General features: G+C 70.9%; 18 protein-coding genes. 13 read left to right on the top strand and 5 right to left on the bottom strand.

Going from position 1 to position 20,044, the window contains the following annotated elements:
• The first annotated feature begins 9 nt into the window (after positions 1 to 9).
• Positions 10 to 885, top strand: a complete 876-nt coding sequence (locus tag ACVFI9_RS03985) for an RNA polymerase sigma-70 factor (protein WP_474764747.1) — start codon at positions 10 to 12, stop codon at positions 883 to 885.
• Positions 886 to 890: 5 nt separating this feature from the next.
• Here the strand turns inward: ACVFI9_RS03985 and ACVFI9_RS03990 are convergent, their stop codons facing one another.
• Both ACVFI9_RS03990 and ACVFI9_RS03995 read right to left on the bottom strand, forming a co-directional pair.
• On the bottom strand, positions 891 to 2,465 hold the full coding sequence (locus ACVFI9_RS03990; RefSeq protein WP_474764748.1) for a multicopper oxidase family protein: 1,575 nt from the start codon (positions 2,463 to 2,465) through the stop codon (positions 891 to 893).
• Complete coding sequence (locus tag ACVFI9_RS03995) at positions 2,449 to 2,943, bottom strand: hypothetical protein (protein WP_474764749.1); 495 nt, start codon at positions 2,941 to 2,943, stop codon at positions 2,449 to 2,451. Before ACVFI9_RS03995 ends, ACVFI9_RS03990 begins: the two co-directional genes overlap by 17 nt.
• Before the next feature lie 196 nt (positions 2,944 to 3,139).
• On the opposite strand from ACVFI9_RS03995, the gene ACVFI9_RS04000 reads away from it, so the two are divergent.
• From ACVFI9_RS04000 to ACVFI9_RS04015, 4 genes are read left to right on the top strand one after another with little or no spacing between them, the layout of a single operon-like run.
• Complete coding sequence (locus ACVFI9_RS04000; protein ID WP_474764750.1) at positions 3,140 to 5,212, top strand: sensor histidine kinase; 2,073 nt, start codon at positions 3,140 to 3,142, stop codon at positions 5,210 to 5,212.
• Between the two features lie 19 nt (positions 5,213 to 5,231).
• A complete protein-coding gene (locus tag ACVFI9_RS04005; RefSeq protein WP_474764751.1) occupies positions 5,232 to 7,292 on the top strand; it encodes a sensor histidine kinase in 2,061 nt (686 codons plus the stop codon).
• Entirely contained in the window at positions 7,285 to 7,977 is a 693-nt protein-coding gene (locus ACVFI9_RS04010; protein WP_474764752.1) for a response regulator transcription factor, read from the top strand. The genes ACVFI9_RS04005 and ACVFI9_RS04010 overlap by 8 nt, the downstream gene beginning before the upstream one ends.
• Positions 7,978 to 8,034: 57 nt before the next feature.
• Positions 8,035 to 8,430, top strand: a complete 396-nt coding sequence (locus ACVFI9_RS04015; RefSeq protein WP_474764753.1) for a nuclear transport factor 2 family protein — start codon at positions 8,035 to 8,037, stop codon at positions 8,428 to 8,430.
• 69 nt (positions 8,431 to 8,499) lie between these two features.
• Here the strand turns inward: ACVFI9_RS04015 and ACVFI9_RS04020 are convergent, their stop codons facing one another.
• A complete protein-coding gene (locus tag ACVFI9_RS04020; RefSeq protein WP_474764754.1) occupies positions 8,500 to 8,700 on the bottom strand; it encodes a hypothetical protein in 201 nt (66 codons plus the stop codon).
• A gap of 113 nt (positions 8,701 to 8,813) precedes the next feature.
• The gene (locus tag ACVFI9_RS04025) at positions 8,814 to 9,308 is read right to left on the bottom strand and encodes a MarR family winged helix-turn-helix transcriptional regulator (RefSeq protein ID WP_474764755.1); all 495 of its coding nucleotides are present in this window, start codon (positions 9,306 to 9,308) and stop codon (positions 8,814 to 8,816) included.
• 123 nt (positions 9,309 to 9,431) lie between these two features.
• Here ACVFI9_RS04025 and ACVFI9_RS04030 point away from each other — a divergent pair, with 123 nt between their 5' ends.
• The 8 genes from ACVFI9_RS04030 to ACVFI9_RS04065 all read left to right on the top strand — a co-directional run bounded on the left by ACVFI9_RS04030 (position 9,432) and on the right by ACVFI9_RS04065 (position 19,266).
• Positions 9,432 to 11,342: an FAD-binding oxidoreductase gene (locus ACVFI9_RS04030; protein ID WP_474764756.1), complete on the top strand. Its 1,911-nt coding sequence runs from the start codon at positions 9,432 to 9,434 to the stop codon at positions 11,340 to 11,342.
• Entirely contained in the window at positions 11,339 to 12,262 is a 924-nt protein-coding gene (locus tag ACVFI9_RS04035; RefSeq protein WP_474764757.1) for an LLM class flavin-dependent oxidoreductase, read from the top strand. The genes ACVFI9_RS04030 and ACVFI9_RS04035 overlap by 4 nt, the downstream gene beginning before the upstream one ends.
• A gap of 89 nt (positions 12,263 to 12,351) precedes the next feature.
• Positions 12,352 to 12,699, top strand: a complete 348-nt coding sequence (locus ACVFI9_RS04040; protein ID WP_474764758.1) for a MerR family transcriptional regulator — start codon at positions 12,352 to 12,354, stop codon at positions 12,697 to 12,699.
• Between the two features lie 217 nt (positions 12,700 to 12,916).
• Positions 12,917 to 14,536, top strand: a complete 1,620-nt coding sequence (qcrB, locus tag ACVFI9_RS04045; RefSeq protein WP_474764759.1) for a cytochrome bc1 complex cytochrome b subunit — start codon at positions 12,917 to 12,919, stop codon at positions 14,534 to 14,536.
• A gap of 92 nt (positions 14,537 to 14,628) precedes the next feature.
• Positions 14,629 to 15,810, top strand: coding sequence for an ABC transporter substrate-binding protein (locus ACVFI9_RS04050; RefSeq protein ID WP_474764760.1), 1,182 nt, complete (start codon positions 14,629 to 14,631; stop codon positions 15,808 to 15,810).
• Between the two features lie 89 nt (positions 15,811 to 15,899).
• A complete protein-coding gene (locus ACVFI9_RS04055) occupies positions 15,900 to 16,775 on the top strand; it encodes a branched-chain amino acid ABC transporter permease (protein WP_474764761.1) in 876 nt (291 codons plus the stop codon).
• A gap of 2 nt (positions 16,776 to 16,777) precedes the next feature.
• Positions 16,778 to 18,556: a branched-chain amino acid ABC transporter ATP-binding protein/permease gene (locus tag ACVFI9_RS04060; RefSeq protein ID WP_474764762.1), complete on the top strand. Its 1,779-nt coding sequence runs from the start codon at positions 16,778 to 16,780 to the stop codon at positions 18,554 to 18,556.
• Positions 18,553 to 19,266 (top strand): ABC transporter ATP-binding protein, encoded by a 714-nt coding sequence (locus ACVFI9_RS04065; protein WP_474764763.1) that lies wholly within the window; start codon positions 18,553 to 18,555, stop codon positions 19,264 to 19,266. The genes ACVFI9_RS04060 and ACVFI9_RS04065 overlap by 4 nt, the downstream gene beginning before the upstream one ends.
• Here the strand turns inward: ACVFI9_RS04065 and ACVFI9_RS04070 are convergent.
• Positions 19,238 to 20,041 (bottom strand): SDR family oxidoreductase, encoded by an 804-nt coding sequence (locus tag ACVFI9_RS04070; protein ID WP_474764764.1) that lies wholly within the window; start codon positions 20,039 to 20,041, stop codon positions 19,238 to 19,240. The genes ACVFI9_RS04065 and ACVFI9_RS04070 overlap by 29 nt on opposite strands.
• Positions 20,042 to 20,044 lie beyond the last annotated feature (3 nt).

The raw sequence follows: 20,044 nt of genomic DNA on the forward strand, positions 1-20,044 counted from the left end.
GTGGCGCTCATGACCGACGACCCGTTCGTCATCCACCGCAACCTGCTCTTCACGGTCGCCTACGAGATGCTCGGCTCGGCCGCCGACGCCGAGGATGTGCTCCAGGAGTCGTGGCTGCGCTGGTCCCGGGTCGACCATGCTCAGGTCCGTGAGCCGCGCGCCTACCTCGTACGCATCGTCACCCGGCAGGCGCTCAACCAGTTGCGCACCGTGTCGCGCCGTCGTGAGGAGTACGTGGGCGAGTGGCTGCCCGAACCGCTGCTCACGAGTCCGGATGTCGCCGACGACGTCGAACTCGCCGAGAGCGTCTCGATGGCGATGCTCACGGTGCTCGAGACGCTCGCGCCGACCGAACGCGCCGTCTTCGTGCTGCGCGAGGTGTTCGACGTGCCCTACGACGAGATCGCCGACGCGGTCGACAAGACGCCGGCCGCGGTGCGGCAGATCGCCCATCGCGCCAAGGATCACGTCGCCGCGCGCCGACCCCGGGTGGCCGTGGACCCCACCGAGCAGGAGGAGGTGCTCGAGCGATTCCTCGCCGCCGTCAACACTGGCGACCTGCAGGGGCTCATGGACGTGCTCGCCCCCGACGTGGTCTCGGTCGCCGACGGCGGCGGCAAGGTCCGCGGTGCCGCGCGCAGGCCCATCGTCGGTGCGGAGAGGCTGGCGGCCTACCTGCTGGGGGGCATGGCGAAGTTCGGCATCACGTTCGTGGCCACCCCGGCGTGGGTCAACGGCGCGCCGGGCGCCCGCGTCGAGGTCGACGGCGAGCTCGTCGGCGCGCTCAGCGTGACCGTCGAGCACGGCCGCATCACCCGCATCTACTCCGTCGCGAACCCCGACAAGCTCGCGCGCCTCGACGCGGAAGCGGAGCTCGCCCGGTAGCCGGGTCATTCGGGTTGGTTTCCCTCGTCGCCGTTGATCGTGAACGGCGTGGTGACGCCCTCGTACATGAGGTGTGCGATGAGTCCGTCGGCGGCGTGCGGCAGGGTGTGGCAGTGGTCGCTCCAGATTCCGGGATTGTCGGCGACGAACGCGATGTCGTACGACTCGCCGGGGTGCACGTCGAGCGAGTCGACGATCCAGGGACTCCCGGATGCCGCGACCCCGTCCCGTGAGAGCACCACGACGTGGTGGCCGTGCAGGTGCATGGGGTGCACCTCACCGGAGTCGTTCACGATCCGCATGACGACGGTGTCGCCCTCGCGCACGTCGAACATGGGCACGTCGGGGAACATGCGGCCGTTGATGGTCCAGAAGTTCCCGGGCCGGCCGTCGATGATCCCGGGCCGGCGGCCGATCACGTAGTCGTACTCTCGGTCTGGCGACGAGGCGTCGAAGTCGAGCGGTGCGGGGGTGCCGTAGGCGAGCAGGTCGAGCGTCTCCGCCGGCTGCGGCGCCGGAGGGACGGATGCCTCGGGGTCGCCGATGATCACGCTGCGGGCGCCGCCGACCTGGAGCCGGACCGCCCCGCCGTCGTTCGGTGCGCGCACCGCGACATCCGCCCGACCGCCGGCCGGGATGAGCAGGCGCTGCCCCTCGACGTCGGACGGCTCGTGCACGTCGCGTCCGTCGATCGCGACGACCCGGTACGGGGCCTCGGACCAGACCGCGGCGGTGCCCTGGTCGGTGTTGATGACGCGCACCCGCACCCATCGACCCGGCACCGCGTCCACCCGCTCGTCGGCGACGCGGCCGTTGAGCGTGTGCTGCCCGCCGTAGACGTGCAGCAGCGCGGTCACGTCCACGTCGGTCACGTCCACGTCGGTCACGTCCACGTCGGTCACGTCCATGTCGGCTGCGGCATCCGTCGACGCGGACGCGACCGATGCCGGCGTGGCCGGGTCGATGATGATCGCGCCGAGCAGGCCGCCGACGACCTGCTCGTGCGAGACCTGATGCGAGTGGTACCAGTACGTGCCCGCGTCCTCCGCGACGAACCGGTAGACGTGCCGCCCGCCGACGGGCACCGCGTCCTGCGTGATCCCGGCGACGCCGTCCGCCGCGTTCGGCACATCCACCCCGTGCCAGTGCAGCGTCGCCCCATCGGCCACCGACTCGTTCACCAGCACCACCTCGACCAGGTCGCCCTGCCTCGCACGCAACTCCGGACCCGGGGAGGTGCCGTTCACGGTGAACCCGTCCACCGCGCGCCCACCGGGCACGTCGATCGTCTCCTGCCGGGCCACGAGCTCGACGCGCACGTCGGCGGGACGGTCCGGATCGGCGGTGAGCGCGGCCACGCTCAACGCGCCATCGGTGCCGCGGGATCCGGATGCCGCGGCGCCGCGCGCCGAGCCGGGCGCATGCTCCCCGTGGCTCCCGTCCTCGGCGACGTGGCCCATGTCCATGACCGAGTACTCGCCCAGCAACGTCGAACTCCACGCCAGCGCACCGACGCCCGCCGCGGTCGTGACCGCCACGGCGACGGCGGCCCGGCGAACCAGCTCACGCCTGGACGGCATCGGAACTCGCCTCCTCGGCGGGGACTGGCGCCGACGTGTCGGAGGTGCCGGCGCGGGCGGCCCGGCGCATCCGGAGCGCGGCGACCGAGGCGGTGGCCACGATCCCCAGCGCGTTCGCCCCGTGGATCAGCCCGAGGTACGGCGTGTCGGTGATCGAGAAGCCGAGCGTCACCTGCAGCACGACGAGCCCGAAGGTGATCGCCGCCCACAGCTTCGCCCTGCGCACACGCACGAAGAACGACACCACGAGCAGCGCGAGCGCGATCAGGGGGATGATGACGCCGCCCACGAGGCCGTGGATCAGGAACCCGAGCTCGCCGACGCCCGCCGCCTGGAAGCTCTCGAGCAGCGCCTTGTCGACGACGCCGCCCTCCGACACGAGGTTGAGCATGCCGCCGAACGCGAACGCGATCGCGGCGGCCTGCACGACGACGGCGCCCGCAACGGTCCAGGCGAGGCCGGTGTAGAGCTTGCGCATGATGCCTTCTCCTTCGTGCGGCGCCGGCTGGTGGCATCCGCTCGACCCTCAGGTTCGTCGTGCCGCGCGAGAGCCGGAACGCAGCGAACCGGATGCCGCGTGGCGGCACGCCGCACATCGGATGGGGGCTGGCTGCTAAGGGGACGTCGGGGGAGTCCCTCTCCCGAGCGGGAGCCCGACGGAGGACCATTGAAGTGTGCTCCGCAGATGGGGATGGTTCGCAGCACTGGCGCCGCTCGGAGCGGTGTCGGTGGCGTACGTCGTCGTCGTCCGCGGGTTCGTCGCCGGCGGCACCGCCTTCGAGCTCGTCTGGCCGCTGCTCGGCATCCTGCCGCTGCTCGCCCTCGGCCTCTGGCTGCTCACGGTGTCGACGGCGCGGTCGGCGCTGTACATCGCGTGGACAGCGACCGCCATCGCCGTCGGAGCGGCGCGCGAAGCGTACCTGGAGGTGAACCCCGGCGTCGTGCAGGAGCCGTGGTTCCCCGTGTTCAACGTCGTCGGCCTGACGACCGAGGCGATCGCCTCCGCGGCGTTCATCAGCATGTTCGCGACGTTCCCGACGGGCGTTCCCGAACGGCGGTGGCAACGCATCGCCGTCGGACTCATCTGGGTGCCGGTCGTGGTCGCACCGCTCTCCCTGGTCGTCAGCCCGCACGTCCTCACGCCGGTGTCCGCGCACGAGGTCCGCGGCGAGGAGATCCCGAACCCGTTCGCCGTGCCGGCGCTCGATTGGGCGGCCCCCGCCGTCGAGTGGATCGCCGACGCCTGGCCGGCGGTGTTCCTCGGGTTGGCCGTGCTCATCTCGCGCGCGTTCTTCGGCACGGTCGCCGCGCGGGCGCCCCTGCGCGTGATGACGTGGGTCGTCCTCGCCCTCGTCGTGAGTTGGTCGATCTGGATGTTCGTGCCGAATCCGGTCCTCGAGTTCGCGGTGTTCGTGACCCTTGCCGCGATCCCGGTCGCCGCCGTCCACGGCATCCTGCGGTACGGTGCGTTCGACATCGCCCCCGGCGCTCGGGCGCAGTTCGTTTCTCGGTCGGCGAACGTGCTCATCACCGTGCCGTACGGCCTGGCCGTCGCCGCCCCGGGACTCCTCCTGAGCGAGTCCTGGACCGTGATCGGGACCGTGCTGCTCACCACGCTCCTCGCCGTCGGCCTGCTCCCGGTGCGCACGTGGCTGCAGCGACGCCTGCACCGCGCCCTGTTCGGTGACCGGGAACGGCAGTTCGGCATGCTCAGCGAGCTCGGCGCTCGTCTCGAGCAGGCCGGTGACCCCCGCGACCTGCTCGGGCGCATGGCCGAGGCGGTACGCGGCGGGCTGGACGCGACCTGGGTCCGCATCCGGCTGGTCGGGACCGACGGCGTGCTCGACCCGTCTCCCGCGGGCGTTGCCGGCGGGCTGTCCGGGGACGCGGCGGAGACGGTCGACCTCGTGCACGCCGACGAGCTGCTGGGCCGCATCGAGGTCGGACCGCGGCGTCGGGGCGAATACAGCGACGCGGAGCGCATGGTGCTGCGCACCGTGGCCGGCCAGGCTGCGGCATCCGTCGCCAACGTGCGACTCACCGCCCAGCTCGGCGAGCAGCTCGACGAACTCACTGCATCGCGGGAGCGGCTCGTCGCCGCCCAGGACGACGAACGCCGCCGCCTCGAGCGCGACCTGCATGACGGCGTGCAGCAGAACGTGGTCGCCCAGATCGCCGGACTCCGCCTCGCCCGCAACCGACTGCAGCGCGGCGAGCTCACGCCCGAAGAACTCGTCGCGCTGCAGGACCAGGCCCGGGAGACGCTGACCGACCTGCGGGAGATCGCCCGCGGCATCCACCCGCCCGTGCTCAGCGACAACGGCCTCGTCGCCGCGGTCGAGTCGGGCGTCGCGCGGTTCCCGATCCCGCTGACCATCGAGGCGGACGCCGCGACGCGATCGGAGCGATACGCCGACGACGTGGAGACGACGGCGTACTACGTGGTGCGGGAGGCGCTCGCCAACACGGCGAAGCATGCGAACGCGACCCACGCCTCGGTGGAGCTGGCGCGCCGCGACGGACACCTGCGCATCGCCGTGAGCGATGACGGATGCGGCATCGACGCGCCGGCTGCCGGCTCCGCGCCGCACGGGGGCCTCGCCAACATCCGGGATCGGGTCGCCGCGCTGCGGGGAACGATCCAGGTGGCCGCGAACCGGCCCGGCGGCACCCGCCTGCTCGTGGAACTTCCGATCGACCAGGACGACGGCGTGCGCGCATCGCAGGAGGGCGAGACCGTTGGCTGACGGGCGCGACAGGAGGACGATGGAGACCGTGGACCGCAGGTGGGTGTGCCTGGCGACGTTCGGCCCCATCGGGGTCGCGGCACTGGCCTACACCGTCGCCGTTCAGGGATTCCTGACGGAGGGCGACGACCACGGACTCGCGTGGCCACTGCTCGGGGCGCTGCCGCTGTTCGTCTTCGGCATGTGGCTGCTCACGGTGTCGGCGTCGCGAACCGCGCTGCTCATCGCGCTGGGATCCACCGCGATGCTCGTCGGCTCGGCGTACGAGACGTTCGTGCATCAGAACGTCGACATCCTCACGCAACCCTGGTTCCCGCTCTTCAACGTGATCGGCCTGACGGCCGACGCCGTGGCGACGTCAGCCCTGTTGATCGTCTTCGCGACGTTCCCCGACGGCGTTCCGGAGCGACGCTGGGAGCGGATCGCGGTCGCGTTCCTGTGGACGCCGGTGCTCGTGGGTCCGCTCACGTTGCTCACCACGCCGCACGTCGTGATGTCGCAGTTCATCGGCATCAGCGGCGAGGGGATCCCGAACCCGTTCGTCGTGCCATGGCTCGAGTGGGCGGCCACGGCCGTGCAGTACCTCGTGCTGCAGGCGTGGCCGGCGGTCGTGCTCGGGCTCACCGTGCTCGCCTCGCGCGCGATCTTCGGTTCACCCGCCGTGCGGGCGCGCACCCGCGTCATGGCGTTGACGGTCGCCGGGGCGATGGTGGTGTTCTCGCTGTGGACGTTCCTTCCGGACACCTGGGTCGTCGAGCCGTTCGTATACGCCTCGATGCTCGCCATCCCGGTCGCGGCGATCCACGGCATCCTGCGGTACGGGGCGTTCGACATCGGGCCCGGCGATCGTGGCGCACGCGTCGAGCGTTCGTCGAACCTGCTCATCACCGTGGTCTACGCGGCCGGCGTCGCGACGCCGGCCGTGCTGCTCGTGCCGCCGCTTCGGGCGGTGCCCGCGATCCTGCTCACCACCCTGCTCGCCGTGGTGCTGCTGCCGGTGCGCGGCTGGATGCAGCGACGCCTTCACCGGGCGCTGTTCGGCGACCGCGAACGGCAGTTCGGCATGCTCAGCGAACTCGGCGCGCGACTCGAGCAGGCCGGCGAGCCCCGTGACCTGCTCGAGCACCTCGCCGGCGCCGTGCGCGACGGCCTCGACGCGTCATGGGTGAGGATCCGCCTCGCCTCGGCCGATGGCGCGCTCGCCTGGTCGCCCGCCGGTATCGCCGGCGACGTCGTCGGCGAGCCCGCGGAGTCGGTCGACCTCGTCCACGCCGACGAGCGCCTCGGTCGCATCGACGTCGGCCCGCGTCGGCGCGGCGAGTACAGCGACGCCGAGCGCACGCTGCTGCGCACGGTGGCCGGCCAGGCCGCGGCATCCGTCGCCAACGTGCGCCTCACGGCCCAGCTCGCCGCGCAGCTCGACGAACTGACCGCGTCGCGGGAGCGGCTCGTCGCCGCGCAGGACGACGAGCGACGTCGCCTGGAACGCGACCTGCACGACGGGGTGCAGCAGAACGTGGTCGCCCAGATCGCGGGGCTTCGGCTGGCCCGCAACCGGCTGGAACGAGGAGAGCTGGAACCCGAGGAGCTCATCGAGCTGCAGGACCAGGCCCGTGAGACCCTGACCGACCTGCGCGAGCTCGCGCGCGGCATCCATCCGCCCGTGCTCAGCGACAACGGGCTCGTCGCGGCCGTCGAATCGGGGGTCTCGCGGTTCCCGATCCCGCTGGCCGTCGAGGCGGACGACACCGTGCGCGCGGAGCGCTATCCCGAGGAGGTCGAGACGACGGCGTACTACGTGGTGCGGGAGGCGCTCGCCAACACGGCGAAGCACGCGAACGCGACGCACGCGTCGGTGGAGCTGGCGCGCCGCAACGGGCACCTGCGCATCGCGATCCGCGACGACGGGTGCGGCATCGGCGAGGTCGAGCCCGCGTCGGTCTCGAACGGCGGGCTCGCGAACATCCGCGACCGTGTCTCTGCGCTTCGCGGCACCGTGCGGGTGTCGACGAACGAGCCCGGGACCGGAACGACCGTGCTCGTTGAGCTCCCGGTCGGGGAGGCGGCTCCCGATGACTGAGCCGGGAATGCTGCGCGTCGTGATCGCCGAGGACAACTACCTCGTGCGCGAGGGCGTGCGGCGCCTGCTCGAGGATTCGGGAGAGGTCGAGGTCGTCGCCGGTGTGGGCGACGCGGGCGAGCTGCTCGACGCCGTGCGGCGGCTGTCGCCGCACGCCGTGCTCACCGACATCCGGATGCCGCCCGGCCACCACATGGAAGGCATCGAGGCGGCTCGGATGATCCGTACGGAGCATCCGCGGACCGGGGTGGTGGTGCTCTCCCAGCATGCCGACGAGAGCTACGCGCTCGCCCTCTTCGCCGACGGCTCGGCGGGCCTCGGATACCTCCTGAAGGACCGGATCGGCGACCTCGAGGACCTCGTGCACGCGCTTCGCGAGGTGCGTTCGGGCGGCTCGGTGATCGACCCGCAGATCGTCGACACGCTCGTGCGCCGTCGTAGCGCGTCGGGTGCGGCGAGCCCGTTGGCCGCCCTGTCGCCGCGCGAACTCGAGGTGCTCCGCGAGATGGCCGCGGGCAAGACGAACGCGGCGATCGAGCGGTCGCTGTTCCTCTCGACGTCGACCGTGGAGAAGCACGTGAACGCCATCTTCACCAAGCTGCGCCTGCCCGAGTCCGGCGTGCACCGGCGGGTCGCGGCGGTGCTCGCGTTCCTGCAGAGTGACGGCGCCACGCCTGCGTCGTAGGCTGATCGCATCGATCATCCGCAACGGCGCGGGATGCCGCGCGAGGGGGTAGGCCAGATGGATCTGACGACCGAGGCGACCGACACGACCGAGCACGTCGTCACGACCGAGATCGAGAAGATCGCGCGCGCGTTCTCGAGCCACCGCTTCGACCAGGCACTGACGCACCTCGCCGACGACGTGGTCTGGACGCTGGTCGGCGACAAGCCGCTGATCGGGCGCAAGGCCGTGAAGAAGGCGTGCGAGCGCACGGCCGCCGACCTCAAGGGTGTGACGACCGAGTTCCAGCGCTTCCGCACCGTGGTCGGCGAGGACAGCGTCGTGGTCGAGAGCCTCGGCCGGTACACCGGACGCGACGGCGACGTCTCGATCGTGGCGTCCTGCGACGTCTACGACTTCGACGACGAACGCATCACCGAGATCGTCTCGTACACGGTCGAACTGCCCAGCTGACCGAAGAGTCCCCTTCGTCTGCGAATACGGCGGCACCCTCGCCGCGCAGCGAGGGATCGATGGCGCCTGTCAGGCCGGGAATCCCGGAGGCCTGGGCGTCTTCGGGCGTCGGGAGAGTACCGCGTGCTGCTCGGGGAAGGTCCACCCGAAGGACACGGCGGCCAGCCGCACCAGGGTGGTCACCGCCACGCAAGTGAGCCCCGCCGCCATGACCGGTATGCCGAACGCCGCGAGCGGGATGAGGACGCCGACGCCGGACCCGGCTGCCACGGCGTACGGTGCCCACCCGGAGGAATGAGATCGGCTGACCCACGTTCCCCCGCGAACGCGCCCGAGGCGACGGGCGCGGTCGAACATGTGACCGCCCCGGTCTGAGCGCCCCGTCAGGCGTCGGCGACCTCGCACGGGTCGTCGACGCTCTCGCCCGTCGCCGCCGCCGCCTTGTTGAGCAACCGGCGCAGCGTGCGCCGCTCGTCGTCGCCGAGGGTGCCGAGCAGTTCGTTCTGCGCGTCGACCACGCGCTGGCACGCGGTCTCGACCAGCTCGCGCCCCCGCTCGGTCGCGACGATCTGCCGTTGGCGGCGGTCGGTCGGGTTCGGTCGCCGCTCGACGAGGCCCTCCTCCTCGAGGTCGTCGACGAGGTAGGTCATCACCGTGCGGTCGATGCCCAGGTGGTTGGCGAGTGCGAGTTGGCTCGGCCGTGTGCCCCGCAGCACCTCCGCCATCGTCTCGTAGCCGCGAGTGCCATGCGGGAACTCGCCGAGTGCTGCCGCCACACGGTCGCGGTAGGTGCGCAGCAGGATGGCGAGGGACCAGCCGAAGTCGTCGCCGAGGTCGAGGTCGGATGCCGCATCGCCGGCCCGCATCGCATCGCTCATGCCTCAAGCGTACGCTCGCGATGGGGAACAAATCATCTGTGAATCTGATTATCTGTACTGCAGCTGAATTGGAGGAAGATGTCCATCGAAATAGGAGTCCTGATCGAGCCGGCCGTCGGCCGCGTGTCAGGCGAAGCGAACCACCTCGGCGACCCCGACATCCTCGCGATGGCCGCCGAGACGAACGGGCTCGACCTCGTCGTGGTGCGGGCCGGCGATCAGTCGAGCGGCGCCACCGGCCTCGACCCGTGGACCACGGCGGCATGGATGGCCGGGCGGACCGAACGCATCGCGATCGGAGTCGTCGAGGCATCCGCAGCGCCACGTACGCGTGGTGCCGCATTCGGCGTCGCCGACGGCGCCGCCGACGCGGCGACCCCGGTGCCGAGCGTGGTGGCGCGCGCCCGCGAGAGCCTCGACCTGCTCGCTGCCGGCCGGCTCATCGACGAGCGGCGAGTGGATGCCGCGGACGGCCCGCGTTGGCTGGTCGCCCCACGCGATGCCGGCGGAGTCGACCTCGCGTCGCTCGCCGACGACGGTCTCCCGATCGTGGTTCCGGTGGCATCGGTTGCGGATGTCGAGCGCGTCGCCGCACTCGCGGCAGAACTCCGCGCCGGCGAGCCGCCGCGCCCGAGGCGTTCCGCCGCGGCCCGATCACGCCGGGTTCCCGGCATCGACTACGACGGCGTGCCCGATTCGCTCGCAGGCACGGCCGTCGAGCCAGGCGATGCCACATCTCGCAGCGTGGCGTCAACCTACCTGCGTGGCGGCGCTCCCGGCCTCGTGCTCCGGCCGCGGTCGGCCGACGAGGTCGCTGACGCGCTGTCGTTCGCCCGCCGCCACCGCGGCATCCCACTCGGAGTCCGCAGCGGCGGCCACGGGATCAGCGGGCGATCGACCAATCACGGCGGCCTCGTGATCGACGTGGGAGGACTCGACGGGATCGACGTGCTCGACCGGGAGCGGCGGCTCGTGCGGATCGGCCCCGGCGCGACCTGGAAGAAGGTGGCCGCGGCGCTGCATCCGTACGGCTGGGCACTCGGCTCGGGCGACTACGGCGGGGTCGGGGTCGGCGGTCTCGCGACCGCCGGCGGCATCGGCCTGCTCTCCCGCAGGCACGGCCTCACGATCGACCACCTCCGTGCGGTCGAGCTCGTGCTGGCCGACGGCCGCCGGGTCCGTGCGAGCGCAGACGAGCACTCCGACCTGTTCTGGGCGGTCCGCGGTGCCGGGGCGAACTTCGGCATCGCCACGTCGTTCGAGTTCCAGGTCGACGAGGTCGGCCAGGTCGGCTGGGCCAAGCTCACGCTGGTCGCCCCCGACATCGAGCGAGTGCTGCGCGACTTCGGCCGTCTGGCGATCTCGGCGCCCCGCGACACGACGGTGTTCTTCGTCACCGGTGCACCGCGACAGGGCCGATCGGTCATCCAGTTGTTCTCGATCGTCGACGACGCGCGTCCCGACGTGATCGTGGAACGACTGACGCCGTTCGCCGGCCTCGGGATGCTCGCGCAGCAGGAGGTCGCCGTGATGCCCTACCGCGACGTGATGGCGGAGGCCGCCGATGTCGGCCCCGACGGGCATCACGGCCACGGCGAGCCCGTCGCACGCTCGGCGTTCCTGCCGGCGCTGACGCCCGAGTTCGCGCGCGACGCCGCCGAGCTGCTCGAGAGCGGGCTGGTGCACTTCTTCCAGTTGCGCACGATGGGTGGCGCGATCGCGGATGTCCCGACCGACGCCATGGCGTTCCCCCACCGTTCGGTCGCCTTCCAGGTGACCGCGATGGGCGCCGCCGACGCCGCGCTCAGCGCCGCGTGGGACCGGCTCCGTCACCACTTCGACGGGCTCTACCTGAGCTTCGAGACCGAGCGTCGGCCCGAGCGGCTGCTCGATGCCTTCCCCGAGCCGACGCTCGCTCGCCTCCGCGAACTGAAGCGGCGGTACGACCCGGACAACCTCTTCCGAGACAACTTCAACATCGAACCGGCGGGCGCCGACGTATCCGGAGCCCGCCGCCTGGAGGCCGCACGATGACCGACTACCGCCACGACCTGAAGTTCGGCACCTTCATCACTCCGTCCGCGCAGGGCGCGCGCGCAGTGGTCGACCTCGCCGTGACCACCGACCGCGCGGGTCTCGACCTGGTGACGTTCCAGGACCACCCGTACCAGTCGGCGTTCCTCGACACCTCGACGCTGCTCGCGTACGTCGCCGCCCGCACCGAGCGAGTGCACGTGAGCGCGAACGTCGCCAGCCTGCCGCTGCGGCCGCCGGCGGTGCTGGCCCGCGCGGCGGCATCCCTCGACATCCTGAGCGGCGGCCGCTTCGAGCTCGGAATCGGGGCCGGCGCGTTCTGGGAGGGAGTCACAGCCATGGGCGGCCGCAGGCTGACACCCGGCCAGGGCGTCGACGCGCTCCGCGAGGCGATCGCGATCATCCGCGACCTCTGGAACGTGGATGCCCCGGCCCGGATGTCGCACCACGGGGAGTACTACGACGTGGAGGGCGCGAGGCGGGGCCCGCGCCCGGCGCACGACATCGCGGTCTGGGTCGGTGCGTACAAGCGGCGGATGCTCGCGCTCACGGGCGAGATCGGCGACGGATGGCTCCCGACGATCGAGTACCTGCCGAAGGGCGCCGCCTCGCTGCCTGAGCTGAACGCCCGCATCGACGACGCCGCCCTCGGTGCCGGGCGGTCGCCGAGCGACGTGCGCCGCCTGATGAACTTCATGCGGGTCGATGTCTCGCCCGTGTCGCGCGGCCCGCTCGACGGCCCGGTCGAGCAGTGGATCGACGAGCTCACGGGCCTCGCACTCGAGCACGGATTGAGCGCGTTCCTCATCGGTGGCGACGACCCCGCCGTGACCGAGCGGTTCGGCGCCGAGATCGCGCCCGCGGTGCGAGAGCTGGTGGCCCGGGAGCGCGGACTCCGGTTCGCCAGCCGGGCGAGCTGATCGCAGGCCCGCGATGCGCTGCGCTTCATTCAGGCGGACGCGGCCGACGTCGACTCCGGCGTCGAGCGCGCGGCATCCGACGCCGACGCATGACGATCACCGAACTCGCCGAAGCGCTCGGGGTGCGCTCCTCGACCCTGCGCTTCTGGGCGCGCGAAGGGCTCGCCACGCCGCGTCGCATGACCGCCCTGCAGATCCGCGTCTACGACCCGCCGAGCATCCGAACGCTCCGGATCGTCGCCGCCCTCCGCGGGGCGGGCACTCGGATCCCGGCCGTTCGCGAGGTCGTTGCCGCACTTCACGAGGTCGACGACGCTCGCGAGGCCACCGGGCGGGTCCTCGAGCAACGGCTCGACGATCCCGCGGTGCGCACGATCGCGCTCATCGAGGCGGGCGCCGACCTCGCGCACCTCCTCAGGGCCCTGGCTTCCGAGTAGCGCTGACGCCCGCTCAGCAGGTGAGCTGAGGGCGGGGCGACGGGCGGACGCCCGCCCCCAGCCCATCGAGACGTCGCAGATGGCGGGTCGCACCGAGCGTCCGCGCCCGCTCGATCGGAGATCCGGGGAGACCCGGAGAGCCGGGAGATCCGGCGAGACGCGGCATCCGGATGTCACAAAACCGGCCGCCACCGTGTCGTATGGGTAGGAGGTCTCAATGGACACGAAGGCGGTACGCACGGGTCGCACGGGGAGCGACGTCACGGGTCGGCTCGCCGAGCGAATGGCCGGTTCGCGGGTGGGCCGACGCAGCGCGGAGGTCGTCGATCGGATGCGTCGTCGCGAGGTCGGCCTGCACTGGTCGAACGTGTTCGGGGCGATGGCGATCGCGAGCTTCGTCGTCATCGTCATCACGGGCGTCGTGCTGACGTTCTTCTACGTGCCGTCGGGCGAGACCGTCGAGTACACCGGTACGTACCCGCCGCTCCACGGTCAGGAGGTGTCGAAGGCGTTCGACTCGACGATGCACCTCTCGCTCGAGGTCTCGGGCGGGCTGCTCGTGCGGCAGGCCCATCACTGGGCGGCACTGCTCATGCCGGCGGCGATCATGGCGCAGATGCTGGTCATCTTCTTCACGGGCGCCTTCCGCCGGCCGCGCCGCGGGGCGTGGGTGGTGCTCTTCCTGATCCTGATCGCCGCCCTGGCCGGTGGCTGGAGCGGGTACGCGATGCCCGACGACATGCTCTCGGGTACGGGACTGCGCATCTTCGAGGGCATCGTGCTCGGCGTTCCCATCGTGGGGACCTGGGCGAGGCAGCTCATCTTCGGAGGAGCGTTCCCGGGGCAGATCATCGAGAACCTCTCTTGGTTCCACCTCGTGATCGTGCCGGTGCTCCTCCTCGGGCTCATCGTCGTGCGCGCCTGGATCCTGGCCCGGATCGCCCGCCCGCTCCTCCGGGCACCGGCACGGGCACGCACGACCGACCTGGTGGTGCCGCTCCCGAAGGCGGCGGTGCGCGCCGGGGGCATCGGGCTCATCACGACCGCGGTCCTCGCGCTCATCTCGGCGACGGTCACCGTGAACCCGATCTGGTCGTACGGGCCCGCCTCGCCGGGCAACGCCACCGCGGGGAGCCAGCCCGACTGGTACACCGGCTTCCTCGACGGTGCGCTCAGGCTCGTGCCGACGGGCTGGGAGTTCGTGGCGTTCGAGCGCACCTGGGCCGTCGCCCTGCTCGCGCCGCTGGCGGTGGTCACGATCTTTCTGCTGCTCGTCGTCGCCTACCCCTTCATCGAGGAGTGGGTCAGCGGCGACCGCAGCGAGCACCATGTCCTCGAGCGGCCCAGGAACACGCCCACGAGAACGGCCATCGGCGTCGCCGGCATCGTCTTCTACGCCGTGCTCTGGGTGGCCGGCGGCGCCGACCTCATCGCGGTCGCGTTCGGCCTCACGATCGAGGGCGTCGTGCTCACGCTGCAGGTCCTGCTGATCGGCGGGCCCGTCATCGCGTTCGACGTCACTCGCCGGGTCTGCCTCGGCCTGCAGCAGCGCGATCGCGAACTCGTGCACCACGGCGTCGAGACGGGCCGCATCATCCGGCTCCCGGGTGGCGAGTACGTCGAGGTGCATCGGCAGCTCGGGAGCGGCGAACGCGAGCGACGGCTCGCCACGGGAGCGCCGGTGCCGCTTCCGCCGGGGGCGGCGACGCGAACGGGCCGGATGCCGCTGCCGGCACGTGTCCGGGCGGCATTCTCCCGGTTCCTCTTCGAGGATCGGGTCGTCGTGCCCGAGGCCGATGAGGCCGACGAGGCCGCGCGCATCGACGCGAATCGATAACGATTCCGAGTCCCGTTCAGGCTGGGCGGATCCGCTCGGAGTGGTCGTCGTAGGATTGCGCCACCCTACGAATTCCTCCAGAGAGGTCCTCAATGAAGAGCGCACGACACCTGACCGCCATTGCGGGCGGCTCACTCCTCCTCCTGGCACTCGCGGCGTGCTCCACGACCGCCCCCTCCGACGACACGGAGGAGGCCGGCGGCCTCGTCGGGTCCGGCACCGGGGCCGAATGCACCATCGAGTCCGAGATCCCCGTCGCCGCGGCGTTCAGCCTCACCGGCGGCGCGGCGCAGTACGGCAGCAGCCAGAAGAACGCCCTCGAGATGGCGGTCGACGACCTCAACGAGGTCGGCGGGGTGACCTACGCGTTGACCGTCGAAGACGACGCGACCGACCCGCAGCAGGCGATCCAGGTGTTCGACGGGTTCATCAGCGACGGTGCCAGCATCATCGTCGGCCCGACGCTCTCGAACACGGCCAAGCAGACCGACCCGGTCGCCCAGGAGGCCGGGGTCCCGGTGCTCGGAGTGTCCAACACCGCCGCCGGCATCACCGAGATCGGCGACTACATCTTCCGCGACTCGCTGACGGAGGATGCGGTCATCCCGCAGACGGTGGCCGCCGCGGTCGAGAAGTTCGACCTCGAGAAGGTCGTCGTGATGTACAGCAACGACGACGCGTTCACCGAGTCTGGCTATCAGGCGTTCGCCGCGGCGCTCGAGGACGAGGGCGTCGAGGTCATCGAGACGCTGACCTTCTCCAAGACCGACACGGACTTCCGTGCCCTGCTCGACAAGGCCAAGCAGTCGAGCCCCGACGCGCTCGTGGTGTCGGCGCTTGTCGAGGCGGCCGTGCCCCTCGTCACCCAGGCGCGTGAGATCGGCATCGATGCGCCCATCATCGGAGGCAACGGGTTCAACTCGCCCGCGCTCATCAAGGGCGCCGGCGAGGCGGCCGAAGGCGTCATCGTCGGAGCGGCCTGGAACTCCGCGTCCGAGAACGAGCAGAACGTCGCGTTCATCGAGGCGTACACCGAGCGCTTCGACGTGGCACCCGACCAGTTCGCGGCACAGGCGTACGCGGGCATGCAGATCATCGACGAGGCGGTTCGTGCGAACTGCTCGGGCGAGCGCGAGGACATCAAGGCCGGACTCGGCGAGATCACCGACCTGCCCACCGTCCTCGGCGACGTCTCGATCAACGAGAACCGCGACGCCGAGCACGAGGCCCTCGTGCAGGTGGTCGAGGGCGGCGAGTTCGCCATTCTCGACTGACGCTCGTCACCATACGCACGCACACGTCAACGTGAACCGTGCGCCGTCGGCTCGTTCGGCGGCGCACGGCTCCACTGAGGGACGACATCATGCAACTCTTCGTCGACGGGATCTTCCTCGGCTCGATCTACGCGCTGTTCGCCATCGGGTTCACGCTCGTCTTCGGCATCCTCGACCGACTCAACCTCGCCCACGCCGCCGTGTTCTCCACCGGTGCACTCGTCGGCATCGAGGTGGTCACGGCGTTCGGCCTCTCGATCTGGGCGGCCATCCCGATCGTCTTCGCGCTCGGTGCACTGCTCGGCGTGCTCATCGAGCGGATCGCCTTCCGCCCGCTCGCCGGACGACATGACGCGCACTTCGCCGGGTTGATCTCGTCGATCGCCCTCGGTGCCATCATCATCGCCGTGCTGCAGGCGCTCTACGGTGCGGACACGCGCCGCTTCCCGGCGGACGCGTTCCCCACCACCCGGCTCGAGTTCCTGGGCGCCACGTTCTCGCTGCTGCAGCTCATGATCCTCGTGATCAGCGTGACGCTCATGGTCGTGTTGACCTGGGTCGTCGCGAAGTCCAAGCTCGGGCGCGGCATGCGCACGATCGCGGAGAACCCGCACGCGGCCGCGGTGCTCGGGCTGAACGTCGGGCGCATCAGCGCCATGACGTTCGCGATCTCGTCCGCCCTGGGTGCCGTGGCCGGCGTGCTCTTCACGCTCAACGTGAACGCCGCCAACCTCGGAATCGGGCATGCGGTCGAACTCAAGGCGCTCGCCGTGATCATCGTCGGCGGTCTCGGATCGCTGCCGGGGGCCCTCATCGGGGGACTCATCCTGGGGCTGGCCGAGGTCTACGCGGTCAACACCGTGGGCAGCTCCTGGCGTGACATGGTCGCGTTCGGCCTGCTGTTCCTCGTGCTCATCATCCGGCCGCAAGGCATCTTCGGCGCTCGCAAGGTGCGTGAGGTCTAGGCATGTTCGAATACACGTCACTGCTCACCTTCATCGCGCTGACGGCGATCCTCGCATTCAGCTTCTACGCGGTGCTCATCGCCGGACAGCTCAGCCTCGCCCAGGTCGGGCTCGCCTCGCTCGCCGCGTTCACCTCGTCGCTCGTCGTTCCGGCCGAGCCGCTGTTCGGCTTCATCCCCCCGCTCATGGTCGGCGTCGTGTTCGGCATGGCGGTCGGTGCCATCGCGGCGTTCGTGCTCGGACTGCCCGTCATGCGCCTGCGCGGGGTGTTCCTCGCCATCGCGACGCTCGCGTTCGGCGAGATGGTGCGGATCTTCCTCATCAACCAGTCGTGGACGAACGGGGCACAGGGACTCAGCTTCCCGAAGCTGGTCGGCATCGAGACGGCATGGATCGCGCTCGCCCTGGTCGCGTTCTGGTTCTGGCGGCTGTCGGGCTCGCGCATGGGCCGGGCGTTCGCCGCGATCCGTGAAGACGAGCTCGCGGCGACCACGATGGGCATCAACGTCCCCCGCTACCGCATGGCCTCCTTCGTCATCGCGGGTGCGGTCGCCGGCCTGTACGGGGTGCTCTTCGTGCACTTCACGCGGTTCGCCGATCCGAACCGGTTCTCGTTCGAGACCGCCGTCGACGGGCTCGTCACCGCGGTGGTGGGCGGCACGACGTTCTTCGTCGGCCCGGTGCTCGGTTCGGTCTTCCTCTCCGCGCTTCCCGAGGTCCAGCGAGCCCTCGGCATCGACGCGAGCTGGATCCGGCCGGCGATCTCCGGACTCCTGCTGCTCGTCGTGATCCTGTTCCTCCCGGGCGGTCTGGCCGGACTCATCCCGCGCCGACGGTCGTCCACGCGACTGGTGAGCGACCCGGCCGAGCTTCCGCAGCTCGAACCGCTGCCCGAACGGGGCACGGAGGTCATGGCGCTTCGGGCGCTCGGCAAGTCGTACGGCGGCGTCCGGGCGGTGCACGGCGTCGACCTGAGGCTCGTCGCGGGGGAGATCCTCGGCCTGATCGGACCCAACGGTGCCGGCAAGACGACCCTCGTGAACATGGTCACGGGCGTGACGGCCCCCACGAGCGGGTCGGGAACCGTGCTGGGCATCGAACTCACCGCCAAGACCCGCGCCCATCAGCTGGCGCGAGCGGGAATCGCGCGCACCTTCCAGCAGATCAAGCTCTTCAACCGCCTCTCGGCCCTCGACAACGTGCTCGTCGGCGGCTATCGCATCAGCCGCGACACCCTGCTCAGGCGGCTGGTGTTCCTCCCGTCCGCTCGCCGGCTCGAACGGCAGGCGGCGGCCGTGGCCTCCGCGCAACTCATCCGAGTGGGGCTGGGAGACAAGGCGACCACGGCAGCAGGAGACCTCTCGTACGGTGATCAGCGCCGGCTCGAGATCGCCCGCGCGCTCGCCTCGCACCCCACGCTGCTCGTGCTCGACGAACCGGCCGCCGGCATGAACCACGTCGAGGCCGAGCGGTTGTCGGCACTCATCCGTTCCCTGGCGGCAGACGGCGTCGCGGTGCTCATCATCGAGCACAACGTCCGGATGATGCTCGCCCTGTGCGATCGCATCACCGTGCTCAACTTCGGCGAGGTCATCGCCGCGGGCACGCCCGACGAGGTCGCACGCGACCCGAAGGTGCTCGAGGCCTACCTCGGCGCCGAAGACGATGCCGCGGCCGAGGCCGTCGCCGAGGCCGTCGCGGAGGAGCTCGCGGAGGTGGCGGCCGAGACGGTCAAGGGTCGCGACGACGACGATGCGGCCGGAACGGGGGATGCACGATGAGCGAGCCGATCCTCAGCGTCGAAGGCCTGCATGTGAGCTACGGGCGGGTCGAGGCCGTCCGTGACGTCTCCTTCGCGGTCGAGCCCGGTGCCATCGTCGCCCTCATCGGGGCCAATGGTGCCGGAAAGACGTCGATCCTCAACGCGATCGCGGGGCTCGTGCGCCCGAAGAGCGGCGCCGTGCGGTTCAACGGACGCGACATCACCCGCAGGCCGGCGCACCACCTCGTGAAGACCGGTCTCGTGCAGGTTCCCGAGGGTCGCGAGATCCTCGGCACGCTCACGGTCGACGAGAACCTCAGCCTCGGCGGCTGGCATCGCAACCGGACGATGGCCGAGAGCATCGCCGAGGTCTACGAACGGTTCCCGATCCTCCACGAGCGCCGGAGGCTGCAGGCCTCCGCCCTCTCCGGCGGTGAACAGCAGATGCTCGCGATCGCGCGAGCCCTGGTGGCCAAGCCCGAGGTGCTGCTGCTCGATGAGCCGTCGATGGGGCTCGCTCCGAAGATCGTCGACGAGGTCTTCGCGGTCATCGCCGAGATCCGCGCGAGCGGCACCACCGTCGTGCTCGTCGAGCAGAATGCCCGACGAGCACTGGCGGCGGCCGACGTCGGCTACGTGCTCGAGACCGGTGAGATCACGCACTCCGGTCCCGCTCGCGACCTGCTCTCCGACGAGCGGGTCATCGAGGCGTATCTCGGGCTGAGCTGACGGCGCCGCGGGCCGAGGGCTCGGTTTCGCCCGCCGCGATCCAGTCCTCGAACCGGGTGGGCGCGATCGTCACGTCGGGTCCCGGAAGGAGTTCGCGCTCGTCGAGCTCGGTGCCGAAGTACCGGGCGAGCGGGTCGGCGACGACCTCTCGCGGATCTCCACGCAACCGCAGCTCCCGCTCCACCAGCTCCGACAGGCGGAACCGGTCGGGTCCGGCGAATTCGACGACACCGTTCACCGGTGCGCTGATCGCCGTCGCGGCGACGGCATCGGCGACGTCGTCGGCCGCGATCGGCTGGATGTACGCATTCGAGAGGCGCACGATGTGCTGGGCCGACGCGGCCTCCCCGATGCTCCGGATGAACTCGAAGAACTGCGTAGCGTGCACGATCGAGTACGGTCGGGCGGACGCCCGGATGAGGCGCTCCTGGGCGGCCTTCGCCGCGAAGTAACCGCCCTCGGTGCGGGCGAGCCGATCGGTGCCGACGACCGAGAGCGCGATGTGGTGGCGCACGCCGGCCGCGGCCCCGTGGGTCAGCAGGTTCAGGGTCGAGGCGTAGAAGAACTCGTTCGCGCCCCGCTCGTCGAGGTAGCCCGAGTTCGAGACGTCGACGAGCGTCTCGACTCCGGCGAGGGCCTCCGTGAGACCCTCGCCGGTGTACGAGTTCACTCCGGTCGCACGCGACGCGGACACCACGTCGTGGCCGGCCGCTGCGAGCCGGGTGACGAGACGCGACCCGATGAGCCCGGTGCCGCCGATCACTGCGACGCGCATCAC

It is taken from the genome of Agromyces sp. NSFZ (assembly GCF_056156205.1).

Excerpts from the sequence above, each read along its gene's own strand:
- ACVFI9_RS04065 (WP_474764763.1), top strand. The coding sequence starts at position 18,553 with ATGAGCGAGCCGATCCTCAGCGTCGAAGGCCTGCATGTGAGCTACGGG.
- ACVFI9_RS04005 (WP_474764751.1), top strand. The coding sequence starts at position 5,232 with ATGGAGACCGTGGACCGCAGGTGGGTGTGCCTGGCGACGTTCGGCCCC.
- ACVFI9_RS03995 (WP_474764749.1), bottom strand. The coding sequence starts at position 2,943 with ATGCGCAAGCTCTACACCGGCCTCGCCTGGACCGTTGCGGGCGCCGTC.
- ACVFI9_RS04060 (WP_474764762.1), top strand. The coding sequence starts at position 16,778 with ATGTTCGAATACACGTCACTGCTCACCTTCATCGCGCTGACGGCGATC.
- ACVFI9_RS04055 (WP_474764761.1), top strand. The coding sequence starts at position 15,900 with ATGCAACTCTTCGTCGACGGGATCTTCCTCGGCTCGATCTACGCGCTG.
- ACVFI9_RS03990 (WP_474764748.1), bottom strand. The coding sequence starts at position 2,465 with ATGCCGTCCAGGCGTGAGCTGGTTCGCCGGGCCGCCGTCGCCGTGGCG.
- ACVFI9_RS03985 (WP_474764747.1), top strand. The coding sequence starts at position 10 with ATGACCGACGACCCGTTCGTCATCCACCGCAACCTGCTCTTCACGGTC.
- ACVFI9_RS04015 (WP_474764753.1), top strand. The coding sequence starts at position 8,035 with ATGGATCTGACGACCGAGGCGACCGACACGACCGAGCACGTCGTCACG.
- qcrB (WP_474764759.1), top strand. The coding sequence starts at position 12,917 with ATGGACACGAAGGCGGTACGCACGGGTCGCACGGGGAGCGACGTCACG.
- ACVFI9_RS04035 (WP_474764757.1), top strand. The coding sequence starts at position 11,339 with ATGACCGACTACCGCCACGACCTGAAGTTCGGCACCTTCATCACTCCG.
- ACVFI9_RS04040 (WP_474764758.1), top strand. The coding sequence starts at position 12,352 with ATGACGATCACCGAACTCGCCGAAGCGCTCGGGGTGCGCTCCTCGACC.
- ACVFI9_RS04010 (WP_474764752.1), top strand. The coding sequence starts at position 7,285 with ATGACTGAGCCGGGAATGCTGCGCGTCGTGATCGCCGAGGACAACTAC.
- ACVFI9_RS04050 (WP_474764760.1), top strand. The coding sequence starts at position 14,629 with ATGAAGAGCGCACGACACCTGACCGCCATTGCGGGCGGCTCACTCCTC.
- ACVFI9_RS04070 (WP_474764764.1), bottom strand. The coding sequence starts at position 20,041 with ATGCGCGTCGCAGTGATCGGCGGCACCGGGCTCATCGGGTCGCGTCTC.
- ACVFI9_RS04025 (WP_474764755.1), bottom strand. The coding sequence starts at position 9,308 with ATGAGCGATGCGATGCGGGCCGGCGATGCGGCATCCGACCTCGACCTC.